Genomic DNA, 13,518 nt, shown 5'->3' on the forward strand with positions numbered 1-13,518 from the left:
ACGAGCGGTCTTAGGAGCCAGTCGATAAGAGGCCTTGACGTTCAATTCGCTTTGCCAAAAGGGCCATCCCTGAACAGAGCAGCCAATAGACACCGGCGAGCCAGACATAAACCTCAAGATGACGGCCGATGTATTCAGGGTTTGCAAGCAAGCTTCTGCTAATTCCTAGTAGCTCGATCAATCCAAGAATGGCCATCAAGCTGGTGTTTTGCAGCAACCCGATCGCTTGGTTGGTTAAGGCCGGAATAGCAATTCTCAGTGCCTGGGGAAGAATGATCAGTCTCATCGTGAGGGACGTATTGAGACCGAGGGCCGCGGCCGCTTCCCCTTGGGTGGGCGGGATGGACTGCAGTCCTCCGCGCACATCCTCAGCGACATAGGCCGCGGCAAACAGTGCAAACGCCATCACCGCTCGCAAGACTCGGTTGATTTCGATTTCAACCGGGAGGAAAAGCGGTAGAAGCAATTGCCCAAAGAACAACACCGCAATGAGAGGGACGGCACGCATCAGGTCGATGTAGAGGCGGCAGAGCATCGCCACCAAACCCAAATGGGATGTTCTGCCGATCGCAAGCGCGACACCCATGGGTAGGGCTAATGCCCCACTCGCTGCTGTCAGCAGCAATGTGAGCGTGAGCCCGCCCCAGGCGCGAGATGGCACGGCTTGAAGGTTGGCGGATCCAGCCAGCAGGACCACTCCGGTGGGCACCATCAGGATCCATGCCCATGGCAAGAGTGGCTGGAGGCGTTTCAGAGCTTGAGGTAAGCGATCACTGCCCAGCGTGGTGATCGTCAAGATCAGGATGAGGACCATCCATAGCAAAGGCCGCCAGCGTTGATCAGCGGGATAGCTGCCAAAGGCATACAGCGGAAAGTTGTGAGTCACCACCCGCCAATCAGCTCCAGTGATCAGCCAGGATCCGGTTGACCAGAGAGCCCAAGCAATCAACCCGAGGATGAAAACGCTCGATGCGGCCTCAATCGGTTTTTGGCGCCAACGCTGATAACGCCGCTGCCGAGGCTTGAATCGGCTCGCCATTAGCTGGCAGCTGGTGGAGCATCTGTGGGCTTGAGCAAGTTCAAGGCGGACAGGAAAAGAGAGACTCCAAAGATGGTCCCCAAAGCCCAGAGGCTGTCAGAAGGCCATTCGATCACCAGCAGCAATCCGAGGACGGCCGTCACGATTCCATCCACCACCACAAGACCGCGTGCGGGTGCATTCGTACTGGCTCCTGTTGCTAATTCCATGACCCCTTCCACAAGCAAGAGGACACCTGCAAACAGCGTGAGACTGATTTCACTGTCGATTGGGTCGATCAGAATGAAGACAGCACCGCCGATATAAAGCAGGCCTGACAAACCTTTAAAAAGTTTCCCCTGATTGTTTGGAATATCTCCAATCCGAAGCAGTTGATTCAGCCCAGCGACGAACACAATTCCCCCTAATCCAATGGTGAGAAGGGTTGCTGATGCAAAGGGCAGCAAAATGGCTGCAATAGACGCCACAATTAAAAGGACTGCGGCGATTCGGCGAGTATTCATAAAAGCGGACTGCTTGAGGATCAGTTTAATGATGGTGCTGGCCCCTTAAAACAGCTCGGTTCAGCAGCTGCATGCCCCCATTGATCAGCAAGTTCAGGAGCAGAAAACTCAGCAAAAGCAGCAAAAATCCCTCGATTGCGCGTCCTGTTTGGGTGATGGTTGTGTCACTCACCGCATAGAGATCGGCGTAGCCAACGGCAATCGCCAAGGTGCTGTTTTTGGCCAGATTCAAATATTGACTGCTCAGGGCAGGCAGGATTGCCGGAAGGGCCTGGGGAAGCACGATGCGGCGTAAGCCCAGGCCCTCCGTCATGCCAAGACTGCGGAAGGCCTCCCACTGACCTCGTGGCACGGAATCGAGACCACCGCGAACCACCTCCGCAATCGACGCTCCCGTAAACACGCTGAGTCCGAGCAGGACGGCTGCAAACTCCACACTGAGCGTGACTCCGAGCAAGCTGATCCCCTGATTCGACAGGTGAATGACTGCTCCAAGGGGTGCGAATGGCTCGGAAGGAAGTCCCAGGAAGGCAACGAAGTACCAGAACAGAAGCTGCAAGAGAAGAGGGATCTGACGAATCAATCCCACATAGAGAGCTGCTAACTGTCTCAACAATGGATTGAGACTGCGCCGAGCAGCACCGGTGGTGACGCCAAGCAGGGTGGCCAACACAATCCCTGCAACGATCACGCGCAAGCTGTTCAGCCATCCCATCAACAAAGCCCAGGCTGTGCTGTCTGAAGGTTGATAAGGAAGGGGGTGCTCACTGAGCGCGAAACCTGCGGGTCGCCACAACCAATCAAAACTGAGCCCTAGGCCCGTTCTTATCAAATTGACGGCGAGATTATTAATCAGAATCCCCATCACCGTGAGGAGCCCAAGCACGATGATGACCTGCCACCACCAGCGTTTCGAACGATTCATTGGAACGGGGGTGAGGTCAGCACACCTCCATTGCTGTGCAGATGATTGAGGCCTCTCGGGATCGGCACGGCGCTTTTAGGGCCGAGATGTCGATCATAGATTTCACCGTAATTTCCTACTGCTTGGATCACGTTGACAATGAAATCGTTGTTTAAACCTAGCTTTTGACCTAAATCACCTTCTATGCCAAGAAAGCGCCTCAGTTGAGTGAGTTCAGGTCGGCGTTTGGCTTCTTCAACTTTGTCTCCAATATTTTGTTGGTTAATGCCTAATTCTTCCGCGGCGATCAATGCATAGATCACCCAGCGCATGGCGTCGGTGAGTCGCTGATCACCACCTGCTGCCAGTGGAGCGAGGGGCTCTTTGCTCAAGACTTCAGGGAGAATGACGTGTTGCTCGGGGTTGTTAAAGCCGGATCTGGCCGCAGCGAGCTGAGAGCGATCGGAGGTCATGGCGCTGCAGCGACCTTGGAGGTAGCCAGCGATCACTTGATTGAGATCCTGATACTTGACCGGTTTGTAGTCGATCCCTCTGGCCTGAAAGGCATCGTTGAGGTTTTGCTCGGTTGTCGTGCCTGAGCCCACGCAGATGGTTTTGCCCTTGAGGTTGCTGAGCTTGGTGATTCCACTGTTGCGCTTGACCAAGAGCCCCTGCCCGTCGTGGAACACAACGGGAGCGAAGCTGACGCCGTTTCCTCCTGCAGCATCTCTGCTGAGGTTGAACGTGGTGTTGCGCGATAGGAGATCAATCTCTCCAGTTCGGAGCGCAGTGAATCGTTCGGGAGCGGTCAGAGACCTGTACTGCACCTGATCTGGGCTTCCAGTAAAGGCCGCAGCAAAGGCTCGGCAGATGTCTACATCCAGTCCTGCAAAGGATCCATCCCTTTGTAGAAAACTAAAACCGGGAATTTTGCCGCTGACTCCACAGCGAAGTTCCGTTCTCCGTTTGATCAGATCAAGTCTTGAAGCACCGCCTTCTCCGAGGGTGGCACATCCATTCAAAATGAATAGGAGAGAAACCAGCGGCAGTGCAAGAAGACGGACTCTCATCTGATTGTCTCTGTTAGGGATCAAGTGTGTCAGAGCTCGTTCATCAGGGGGAACGATCTTGTCAATCCAAAGAACTGGTTTAGTTTTCACACGTGTTCGTGAACAACTCGATGATGCGAACCTTTGTGAGATCGGCCCTGTTTTCGGCTCTGATTTTATTTGGCATGGTTCCTCCAGTGATGGCCTGGAAGGAAACTGATCAACAGGCTTATTACAATAAAATGTCCCTTTTAAAAGTAATGCTTGAGGGGGCTCGAATCAGGGCTGTTGAAACGAATGATTTGCAAACCCTTTGTCTGATCATGAGCATCGGTAACGATGTGACCGTTCGCTATGTCGAGTTGAATCCGAATGATGTTGAGATCAGGAATCGTCTCGAAGGCATGCGCAATGACATGACGGCTTGTTTGGCACTCCTCTACAACAAGAAATAGTGCTCAAGCTGATTCATGCTCAACCATGACTGCCCTCAGGTTGACTTCCAATTTTTTCAAACAGATTCAAACTTTCTTTGTTTAACCCCTCCACATTCACGACAGATCCGCCAAGTCTGAGCTTGCGAATGAGTTGGTTGAGTGCTCCAACGCCGCTTTGATCCCAAATATGTGCCTGGCTCATGTCAATGGTGATTCTGGCTGGATGATCGTGTACGTCAAATCCTTGTAGGAAATAAATCTTGCTTACAAAGAACAATTGTCCACTGACTACATAGCGACTTTCGTCTTCACTGATTTTGATCGCTTCAACGCGAATCACTTTTGCGACTTTGCGGCTGAATAAAATGCCTGCAAGGGCCACACCTGCCAATACACCTAGAGCAAGGTTGTGGGGCGTGGTGAGCATGGTGACCGCGAAAGTCATCAGCATCACGGCCGTGTCACTTTTGGGGATATTGCGAATATTGCGCAGCCCAGCCACGTCGGCTGTGCTCAAGGCGATTCCAATCATGACTGCGACCAGCGCGGCCATGGGGATCTGCTTCAGCCAAGCGCTGGCAAGCAAAATCATCGCTAAGAGGCTGATCCCCGACGACAGTGTGGAGAGACGTGTACGTCCACCGTTGTCGATGTTCATGACGGACTGGCCGACCAAGGCGCAGCCAGCCATTCCGCCGAACAAGGAGGACACGATGTTTGCAATTCCCTGGCCTTTTGCTTCCGTATTTTTATTTGAATTAGAATCAGTTCTTTCGTCAAGAATATCTTGGGTGAGGAATGTTTCCATGAGGCCAACCAGCGAGATTGAAAGTGCTGTTGGCAAGACAATCCCAAACGTTTCAAGACTGAAAGGAACCCGTTGATTGCTTACATCGCCAAAGGGAAGGTTAAACATAGGAAGGCCATTAGGAAGCTCTCCAAGGTTCTCAACCTTGGGAATGTCCAGATTCAGCCCCATGCTGATGGCTGTAATCACAATGATCGCTACTAGTTGGGAAGGCAGGACGCGTGTGATGCGCGGTAGGCCATAAATAATGACAAGACCAAGCAAAACGAGGGCCCAGACAACGGGAATTTGACTTCCACTGAGGGCCTGCATGGCATGGTCATGGCCGGCTTCTCCAAAGTGAAGGTTGATTCCCAATTGAGGAAGTTGAGCCTGAAAGATCAATAAAGCAAGAGCATTCACAAATCCGCTTAAGACACCCAGAGGCACGAATCGCATCTGATAAGCCAGGCGCAAATATCCCCAGAGAATTTGGAAGACTCCGGTGAGAATTCCTGCTGCCATCAAATAGGCCAGCCCCAGGCCTTCCCCGCGCAAATTTCCTGTCGCGACCAATCCGGTCATCAACAGGGCTGTCGATCCCGTGGCGGAGGTGATCATCGCCGTTCGTCCACCGACGAAGGCAATTGTTATGGAGAGGCAAAAGGCTCCAAACAATCCAACTCTGGGATCTACGCCTGCGATCCCAGAGAAGGCGATTGCTTCTGGAATCATGGCGAAGGCCACGACCAGGCCTGAGAGAACATCCCGTCTCGGATTGCTGAACCAGTTCTGAAGTCCCATTGCGGGAGAGGAAGCCATGGGCGTCAGTGCCACTTTCTATTCAGGGACCGTATCTCAGAGAGGTGGCAGCAACCCGTGGGGATCGTGATGTGTCTTCAATTGATTGAGGCCTGGAAGCCAGTCTTGAAAGGCGTCATGGAGTTCCGCCTTGTGGCACGACAGGTGGGGATGGATCTGAGCGAGGTGAGCACCTGGGCAGTAGTCAGAGACAAGGTTGTTGGTCTGCCATAACCACTCCAGTGCTCGGTCTCGCCCCTTGGTATCACCTGCGGACCAAGTGGCCGTACACCATGGTTTCCAGATCGCATCGCGATGAAGGAAGGAGGTGCGTGAAACGGGAACCTGAGAACTCTTCCCACCAAGTTGTTGGGCACTGATTTGGCATCCGGGGTGAGGACGCCTGCGCATGAGTTGCTCCAGTTCTGCCATGAGTGCCGGCCAGCGTTGGCCCCAGGCTGGCCCGAGCCTGCTGACGATTTCGGTGTGGATGCGCCCTTGGAGAGCCGTGGATCTCGCCAATGTTCCAAAGGGGGGCTGGGCATGTTGGCCGGGCACCATCGTCATGCTGGACTCAGCGCATTGGCCTAGCCGTGTTTTCAGCGACTCCACCGCTTTTATCGCGGCAGCGTCGTTCGCAAAGCAAACAATGAACAGCTCAATTCTTTCGTTCCAGGTCCACTGCAAGCTGGCGCTGTGGTTCCACTGTTCTGCCACCTCCATCGCAATGGAAAGCTGCTGAGCGCTGCCAATGCTCCGCCAAATGACGAGCGGTGTGAGCTCCTGCGTACGCAACCGGATCGCCGTGACAATGGCTAGGAATGGAGCGGCACCGAGCAGGCCTCTCCATTGCTGCTGCTCTTCATGGGGACTCACCGGGGCTGACAGCTCGAAGAAGTCGCCGTTTCCCCAAACCCCTCGCAGCCCCACGATGTGATCCATGGCTAGGCCCTGGGATCGGCTTAGGGGACTGATGCCACCCGTTAAAACAAAGCCGCTTCCTGGAAGGGTGGAGAGGCCAACGGGGATCGAGCGCCCCCTGGTTTGCAGACCTTCTAAAACCTCGGCCATGGAGAGTCCTGCCCCAATCTCCACCTCATCGCCTGCTTCGCTGATCACCAGCTGGCGATGGCGCGCTCTCAAGTCCAGAGTCCAGAGTCCATCGGCAGCACAGCGACTGCTTGTGCCCCCTGAACAAACCATCAACGGGCTTGGCTGGATCCCTTGGCGAATCAGATTGGAAAGCGTGATTGCATCAGACGAGATCCACCCCGCAGGGTGTGAATCGTTGGCCAATGGATTCCAAAGCGCAGCATGCTTGGTCACGTTTTGGCTCCCATGCGAACCGGTGGTCGAGGCAAGACCAACAAGCGCGATTCAACAATGCCGAGGATAGTGTCGTGGGAGTGGAACGAACCGAGTGAGTTCAGATCCGAGTGCGCCGCAACCATCGCCTTACGGCGTTTTAATTTGTGGTCATGGCAGCAGGAATCGCTTAGCGGTTGAGGAATTTGAACGTCTCGCGCTCGGTCTTCGCCGGCGCATGAGCCCGATTCCTGTTGAACATGGGTTTTTGGAATTTGCCAATCCAATCCTTAGGGATGGTTTGGATCGCTTAAGAGAGCAAGGGGTGGAGCGGGTGTTGGCCATTCCGGCCATGTTGTTTGCAGCAGGCCACGCCAAAAACGACATCCCGTCTGTGCTGAACACCTACAGCGCTGAAACGGGTTTGGAGATCGATTACGGCAGAGAACTGGGTGTTGATCGATTGATGATTGCAGCCGCAGGCGCTCGGATCCAAGAAGCCTTGGACGCCAATCCAAGCGTTCCTTTGTCCGAAACCATGTTGGTGGTTGTTGGACGCGGGTCATCGGATCCAGATGCCAATTCCAATGTCGCCAAGGTTGCGCGGATGCTTGTGGAAGGGTTTGGCTTCGGCTGGGGAGAAACCGTCTATTCAGGCGTGACGTTCCCGCTGGTGGAGCCAGGTCTGCGGCATGTGGTGCGCCTTGGGTTTAAGCGCATCATCGTGTTCCCCTATTTCCTGTTTTCTGGTGTTCTTGTGACCAGGATTCGCCAGCACAGTGAACGCGTCGCCAACGATCATCCCGAGGTGGAATTTCTGCATGCCTCCTACCTCGGAGACCATGCAAGGGTCCAAGACACGTTTGTGGAGCGGGTGGATGAGGTGCTCGGTGGTGAGACAGCGATGAATTGCTCGCTCTGTAAATACAGAGCACAGGTGCTCGGCTTTGAGACAGAGGTGGGCCTAGCCCAGGCCAGCCACCATCACCATGTGGAGGGCCTGACCGATGGCTGCGATCTATGCGAGCGCGAGTGCACCGGTGCTTGTCAGCCCGATGGTGTGCCTATTCCGCTGGGGGGTGGGCATCCTTCTCCCATGCATGGAGACCACACTCACGACCACGACCACGACCACGACCACGCCCATGACCATGGACATCACCCCTATCCGCATGCGGAACATCCCTTAGGCCCAAGCACCCTTCGTGCTCGCCGTGTGGATTCAAAGACAGATGCCCCTGAATCATGAAGGACGCACGTTTTTACTCGCTTTCTCAATGAATCTGTCCCGCGTAAGTCCAAAGAGACTTGCCCATATAAGCGAGGCTGATCAATCCAGGAGCAAGCTGATTGTTCCTACTTTTTCCACAGAATCAGCCGCGTTTTCCACGGTCTTTATGCGGGATCCAGGCTCATTGCTGAGAGTCTGTGGTTTTCCCAATTTGGCTTCAACTGAACTTGACATCTTCGGCAATGCCAGCACTCGGTTCAAATGCATCACGACCCGGTCTTCGAGATCCACTGGGGCGCAATGAATCTCACCTGGGTTTCCCTCTCATTTCCTCAATGTCTTCGTTTTTGACTGTTGCCCCCTTCATGTGTCTTCCTTAGTAACGAGCCCCACCGAGGATTGCCCTTATTCCATGGATCAGTATCAGCTTGAACATTGCGAAACTCCCGTCGCTGAATCACTCGACGACCTAGGAATTTCATTGGTGAGTATGGAAGCGGAAATCCCCGAGGTTCTTTATCGCGGAATGAAGGATTTCATTGGATTAAATCCTCGCTGGGATCAATATCGTCTGCTTAGTTCAGCAATTGCTCAATTTTTAGTGCAAAATGGTTGTACTGATCGAGCCGTTACAGAGCGTTACCTCGATGATCTTTTTACGCGCTCTCAGGCCTGAGCGCTTGCAAACAAGCTCTCCTCGTGAGGGCCATCATCGTCAACGTCGGACTTTGCCACGCTGAAGTGGGCCAACAGGAGCCGTCAACAACCAACACATTTGGACAGCGCCAGAGGCGATTCCAGGGATCCACAACGCTGTTGTTCTCATCGCTGCCCATCGGAGCTCCACCCAGCTCGTGCACGTAGTACCCAGGCGGAGGCGCGCCTGCTTTCATGGCCTCCATATTGCTGACAACAGGTTCGATCAGCGGCATCTTGACAAGATCGGTGAGCGGTTGAATCTCCCCTCCACCAAGAGCAATGGCCTCAGCCATCATGGTGTGCATGTGAGCCACCATTGCTGTTTCGTTCGCTCCCCATCGGCAGCTGATATGCGGGATGGGAACGCCCCAGCGATCGACTGTTTCCGACAAGGTGACCCGGTTTTGAGCGGACGGAAGCACTTCCCCGTGACCAATCAGAAAACCCAAGCGACAGTCGGGATTCCTTTTTAACCACCAGGGCGGATCAAAGCGATTGATTGCGCCCCACAGTCCATACCCTCTTGAAAATGGGAGAAGCCCGTCGCGGTGTGGTGGGAGACTCCCAAAGGGAAGGAAAAAACTTCCAGCCCCCGACAATTGGCTGGTGGGGTCTTGGTCTTGGAGAGGTTGACGCCCACTCCTGCTTGGAACGGCAAAGAAGCGGCAGGTGGAGACGTGATCCATCAAGTGACGTCCCAGGCTGGCTGAGGGATCCTGAAAGCCTCCTTCTGGTGCTGATGAGCCCTCTGAGAGCAATAGAAATCGCAGCGAGGCAATGGTGGAAGCGCAGAGAACCACCAAAGCTGCCTCCAAGGCCATGCGCTCACCGTTGCGTTGATCGATCACAACGACTCCGCGGGCGCGACTTTGATCGCCGTTCATCAGTAGGCGTTCTGCCAGGTGTCCTGACAGCACCTCCACGCGTCCAGTGGAGAGGGCTGCGCTGAGACTGCTTCCCGGACTGCTTGATGGGGGCCATGGACACTCTGCGGACGGTTGATGTGCCGAAAACCCGCGGGAGTGAATCATCTTGATGTCAGCCGAGTCCTGGAGGTCTCTCGCCAGCTGTTCTTCCTCTGGGGTGAAGCTCAGGGGTGCGGTGGTGCAACCATCTGGGAGCTGCGCTAGTCCATCTCTGTTGCCATGAACAGCAAATTGCCGCTCCAGCGAGGAATAATGCGAATCGAGATCTTGATGGGAAATCGGCCAGGAGTACCCGTGGCCATCCTGCTCTGCAGCTTTAAATTCCAGGTCTGAGAGTCGAAGGGTGATTCCACCCCAGGTCAAACTTCTGCCTCCAACCTGGCGTCCTTGAGTCCAGAGAAAAGGTTGATCGTTTGGTGTGGAATACGGATAGCGCTGCTCATCGGCATAGAGCAGTGGATTGTGTTTCCAATAGCCGGGGTGCTGGGCCTGAAGCCGATGCTTTCCGCTGAGAAGGCCGCTAACCCGTCTCATGCTGTTGCTGGGTTCGCTTCCCAGGGCCTCTTGAGCGCTGAGGTCGGGTCCTGTTTCCACCACCAGGACACGGACCCCTGCTTCAGCGAGCGTTTGGGCGGCCACGCCTCCGGTTGCACCTGAACCGATCACGATGGCTTCGAAGGGTTTCAGCGGCACAGCTCAAGCGATGACCTGTTCTTAGTGTCCCTCTTCGCCAGCGGATTCGATCTGCTGTTCGATCAGCTGAGTGACCTGGCAGAGACTGAGTGCCTTGATCAGTCGTTGGGATGGGGATGTCTTGATCCAATCATTGAAATTCCCCTCAGACTTCATTCCTGATAGTGATTGCTATTTGAAGTAAGAATCGATCCAATAAGCCTTGCTTTGGACAGTCTTGATGTTTCGTTGGTCGGCTTAATGCGGAATTAGATTTTAGGATAAAGTTTTTGACATATTTGTTTTATTAGAAGTGAGGTTTTGTATTGCGCGCGCCCATTCATGGGTGACTCTCTACTTGTCAATCAATGGTTTAAGTGTGAGAACACGTTGCTGGGTCTGAAGTCCAAGAATGAAAGATTCTTCGAACATGGATGGGATTGACGTGTCAAACATTAAAAAACCCCTCATAAAGAGGGGCTTTTTGATTTGGTGGCGGGGGGGAGATTTGAACTCCCGACCTTCGGGTTATGAGCCCGACGAGCTACCAGACTGCTCTACCCCGCGTTGACTCCAAAACTATACAACTTGGGGTTCGCAGCCCTAGCGATTGTGAGCGTTCACGCGCGGAGTTCTCCTTTCACTTCGAGCCGCAGGCCTGGGCCGATGATCAACATCTTGTCCTCTAGTTCGTCCAGGCTCCCCTGAGTGATCCAATCAAGTTGTCGCAGGAGATGCAGCGCGACCGCCTGTTTGGCACGACGAGAGCCATCTTCCACCTTGATCGCAACTCCCAGGCCATCTCCCGTTCTGCTCAAGCACTGAACGCCTTCGGCGCCCCCCTTGCTAATCACCTGCTGATGTGAGCGGGACATGAGCTCTGTGTCGAAGCGACCCTCTCCGGCCACAAGCTTGGGGTGGGCGAGCATCGCTCTGCTGATTTGCTCTAGCTCTGCATGGGTTGAAGCGCCGAGATGGGCGTAGAGCAAGGCGATCTGGGACAGCTGCAGGAGCAGGGTGGGCGCACCGCAGTCATCGCGCTCAGCCACGAGTTCCTGCGCTGGGAGTCCAAGGATTTCCCCCACGCGCCGATTGATTTCTTGCTGCAGTGGATGGTCACCTTGGAGATAGCTCTCGAGGGGCCACCCCATTTTTCGTGATGTGGCAAGGAATGCCGCATGTTTTCCAGAGCAATTGTGCTCCAGGGGACTGTGACCCCAAGCTGGAATTGGACAGTGGAGAGCGTCCGGCTCTAGTTGGGCATTCCAAAGCAGTCGGAACGCTTCCCTGGCATGTTCAGAAGTCCCGGCATGGGAGGCACAACTGATCGCCAAGCCGCGATCGCCAAAGTCATAGGTTCCGGAGGCGCCACTGCTGAGGGCAGGCAAGGCCTGGAAGGGCTTGAGTGCTGATCTCACGAAGGTTTCATGATCAGCCCGTCCGGCCTTCATCAGAATTCTTCCTTTTGCATCACAGACCACGGCATGGACGCGATGGATGGATTCCACCGAGGAACCTCGTTTCAGCACGACCTCAAAAGCAGGACAGCTGGAGTTTCTGGACGATCTGCCGTAGCCAGAAGAAAGGGTCATAGAGGAGATCTCAGCAAGAAAATGTCAGCGAAATTAGAGAGCCGTACAGAGGCTGGCTCCACCAAGAATCAGCCCTGTGGTTGTGGCCATGGCTCTGCCTAGCCGTCCGAGGATGGGGCGAACTTCATGTTGGGCAAGCAGCAGATCACGTTCGCGCCAGGACAAGGGTTTTTCCCAAACTTGTCCGTCATACCAACCGGATTCTTCGTATTCCACGCGTTCAGAAAGAAGACGCTTGTGGACATAGCTCCAACCCAGCCATTGGCGCACCAGTAACAACATCGGTAAAACCAGCCCCGAAACAGCACCTGCCAGCACGAGGCGAACGGGATCGTGTCTCAAGCTCCAACTACCGCTCGCGATCAACACGGTGAGAGGAACGATCAGAAGCCAGCTCAAAACCAAAGCTTTGTCTAGATCGATTTGTCGATGACGCGGCCAGGCAAAAAACCATGATTGGCTGAGCTGGGAAAACTCTTCCTGGGGACGTTGATCCGGGGGAACAGGGCAGGAGATTGTCGCGGCCATATGAACAGGTGTCAGAGGCCTACGGATGTCTCGGACGCTAGATGGGGACGGCGTTCACCGTGACTCCAGAACGCTTCTAGGTCGTAATAACTGCGTTCCTGCGATTGCAGGATGTGAACAATCAACTCGCCGTAATCCAGCAGGGCCCAGCGACCTTCATTCAGCCCTTCCTTGCGTAGGGGGAGTCGTTGCGCTTCCTCTTCCAGGCGGTCTTCAACCGATCGAGCCATGGCCTTGACCTGAACGTCACTCTGACCGCCTGCTATCACTAACCAATCGGCGAGGCTTGAGACCTCTTCGACCCGAATCAGCTGGATATCCACACCCTTGCGATCATCGCAAGCCTCGGCTGCAAGCTCAGCGAGTTGTTCACTATCCATAAACGTTCTCGCTGGTAACGGATTGATTGGAGCCTTGTTGCTGAGCCATTTCAGCCCTTGCTTTGCCTGCACTTTTGCGGAGGGCTTCCAGCCGATCTTCGTAAAAACTCCGCTTTTTCTTTTTGCGTGTCTGCTCCACTAACTCCTTGAGGGCGCCACCCAAGCTTTTGTAGGAGTTCGGAACGCTGTAGCCAAAGCGGCAAGCCAGATCAATCGCCCGCTCATCTGCCGCGATCGCATCACGAAGGCGCTTCTCGGCATTGTTTTTGAGATACAGGCGATAGCCAGCAAACCCGGACAAGCCGAGGGCCATGAACAACAACAGGCCGTCCTGGACCCAAAGCTCACCAATCGCGCCGCCCAGGCCAATAGCCAGAGCAGCCATTTCCCATCCATCTCTGGGAATGGTGTCGTTTTGGATGCGACCGACTTCGTGCCAAAACAGCAGGTTTCTGTGATCGAGAGCGAAGCTGTCCCATAGGTCGAGATCCACTTGAATCTCGACCTCATCTCTGCCGATCTCTTCAAGCGTGATCAGAGCAGGTTCCACAGCAGCAGCAGCTTCCACGAACACCCAGCTCTGCATCTCTGGTGGCAGCAACCCTTTCAGTCGCTGGAGCTCACTCATGGTGAATCAAGCACTCCTTTGACCTAACGCTAGCGAC

15 protein-coding genes and 1 tRNA gene are annotated in these 13,518 nt (G+C 54.5%); 3 read left to right on the top strand and 13 right to left on the bottom strand.

Annotation, left to right across the window (positions count from 1 at the left end):
* Window positions 1-10 precede the first annotated feature (10 nt).
* From DXY38_RS11745 to DXY38_RS11760, 4 genes are read right to left on the bottom strand one after another with little or no spacing between them, the layout of a single operon-like run.
* Window positions 11-1,039, bottom strand: coding sequence for an amino acid ABC transporter permease (locus DXY38_RS11745; RefSeq protein WP_115071795.1), 1,029 nt, complete (start codon window positions 1,037-1,039; stop codon window positions 11-13).
* On the bottom strand, window positions 1,039-1,542 hold the full coding sequence (locus DXY38_RS11750) for an HdeD family acid-resistance protein (protein ID WP_006852408.1): 504 nt from the start codon (window positions 1,540-1,542) through the stop codon (window positions 1,039-1,041). Before DXY38_RS11750 ends, DXY38_RS11745 begins: the two co-directional genes overlap by 1 nt.
* Window positions 1,543-1,567: 25 nt before the next feature.
* Window positions 1,568-2,467 carry an ABC transporter permease subunit gene (locus tag DXY38_RS11755; protein ID WP_115071796.1) on the bottom strand — a complete coding sequence of 300 codons (900 nt, stop codon included), beginning with the start codon at window positions 2,465-2,467 and terminating at the stop codon, window positions 1,568-1,570.
* Complete coding sequence (locus DXY38_RS11760; protein WP_115072046.1) at window positions 2,464-3,516, bottom strand: amino acid ABC transporter substrate-binding protein; 1,053 nt, start codon at window positions 3,514-3,516, stop codon at window positions 2,464-2,466. Before DXY38_RS11760 ends, DXY38_RS11755 begins: the two co-directional genes overlap by 4 nt.
* Before the next feature lie 179 nt (window positions 3,517-3,695).
* Between DXY38_RS11760 and DXY38_RS11765 the strand changes: the two genes are divergently transcribed.
* Window positions 3,696-3,950, top strand: coding sequence for a hypothetical protein (locus tag DXY38_RS11765; RefSeq protein ID WP_244279119.1), 255 nt, complete (start codon window positions 3,696-3,698; stop codon window positions 3,948-3,950).
* A gap of 19 nt (window positions 3,951-3,969) precedes the next feature.
* On the opposite strand, the gene DXY38_RS11770 is transcribed toward DXY38_RS11765, so the two are convergent.
* Both DXY38_RS11770 and DXY38_RS11775 read right to left on the bottom strand, forming a co-directional pair.
* The gene (locus tag DXY38_RS11770; RefSeq protein WP_115071797.1) at window positions 3,970-5,541 is read right to left on the bottom strand and encodes a SulP family inorganic anion transporter; all 1,572 of its coding nucleotides are present in this window, start codon (window positions 5,539-5,541) and stop codon (window positions 3,970-3,972) included.
* Window positions 5,542-5,577: 36 nt separating this feature from the next.
* Window positions 5,578-6,846, bottom strand: a complete 1,269-nt coding sequence (locus DXY38_RS11775; RefSeq protein ID WP_244279120.1) for an FAD-binding protein — start codon at window positions 6,844-6,846, stop codon at window positions 5,578-5,580.
* A 94-nt stretch (window positions 6,847-6,940) separates the two neighbouring features.
* On the opposite strand from DXY38_RS11775, the gene DXY38_RS11780 reads away from it, so the two are divergent.
* A complete protein-coding gene (locus tag DXY38_RS11780; RefSeq protein WP_115071798.1) occupies window positions 6,941-8,074 on the top strand; it encodes a sirohydrochlorin chelatase in 1,134 nt (377 codons plus the stop codon).
* A 394-nt stretch (window positions 8,075-8,468) separates the two neighbouring features.
* Window positions 8,469-8,732: a DUF2811 domain-containing protein gene (locus tag DXY38_RS11790; RefSeq protein WP_115071800.1), complete on the top strand. Its 264-nt coding sequence runs from the start codon at window positions 8,469-8,471 to the stop codon at window positions 8,730-8,732.
* Here DXY38_RS11790 and DXY38_RS11795 read toward each other — a convergent pair.
* The 7 genes from DXY38_RS11795 to DXY38_RS11820 form a co-directional block, all read right to left on the bottom strand.
* Window positions 8,713-10,374, bottom strand: a complete 1,662-nt coding sequence (locus tag DXY38_RS11795) for a GMC oxidoreductase (protein ID WP_115071801.1) — start codon at window positions 10,372-10,374, stop codon at window positions 8,713-8,715. The two genes, DXY38_RS11790 and DXY38_RS11795, sit on opposite strands and share 20 nt — an antisense overlap.
* A 21-nt stretch (window positions 10,375-10,395) precedes the next feature.
* On the bottom strand, window positions 10,396-10,530 hold the full coding sequence (locus DXY38_RS14105) for a hypothetical protein (protein ID WP_256359573.1): 135 nt from the start codon (window positions 10,528-10,530) through the stop codon (window positions 10,396-10,398).
* Between the two features lie 313 nt (window positions 10,531-10,843).
* A tRNA-Met gene (locus tag DXY38_RS11800) sits at window positions 10,844-10,920 on the bottom strand.
* A 53-nt stretch (window positions 10,921-10,973) separates the two neighbouring features.
* Window positions 10,974-11,945, bottom strand: coding sequence for an asparaginase (locus DXY38_RS11805; RefSeq protein ID WP_115071802.1), 972 nt, complete (start codon window positions 11,943-11,945; stop codon window positions 10,974-10,976).
* A gap of 33 nt (window positions 11,946-11,978) precedes the next feature.
* Entirely contained in the window at window positions 11,979-12,473 is a 495-nt protein-coding gene (locus DXY38_RS11810) for a CGLD27 family protein (protein WP_115071803.1), read from the bottom strand.
* Between the two features lie 11 nt (window positions 12,474-12,484).
* Window positions 12,485-12,853, bottom strand: coding sequence for a ribosome silencing factor (gene rsfS / locus DXY38_RS11815; protein WP_115071804.1), 369 nt, complete (start codon window positions 12,851-12,853; stop codon window positions 12,485-12,487).
* Window positions 12,846-13,481 carry a DUF3318 domain-containing protein gene (locus DXY38_RS11820; protein WP_115071805.1) on the bottom strand — a complete coding sequence of 212 codons (636 nt, stop codon included), beginning with the start codon at window positions 13,479-13,481 and terminating at the stop codon, window positions 12,846-12,848. The genes rsfS and DXY38_RS11820 overlap by 8 nt, the downstream gene beginning before the upstream one ends.
* Between the last annotated feature and the right edge of the window lie 37 nt (window positions 13,482-13,518).

The sequence above is a fragment of the Synechococcus sp. UW179B genome, from assembly GCF_900474245.1.
Taxonomy (GTDB): domain Bacteria; phylum Cyanobacteriota; class Cyanobacteriia; order PCC-6307; family Cyanobiaceae; genus Synechococcus_C.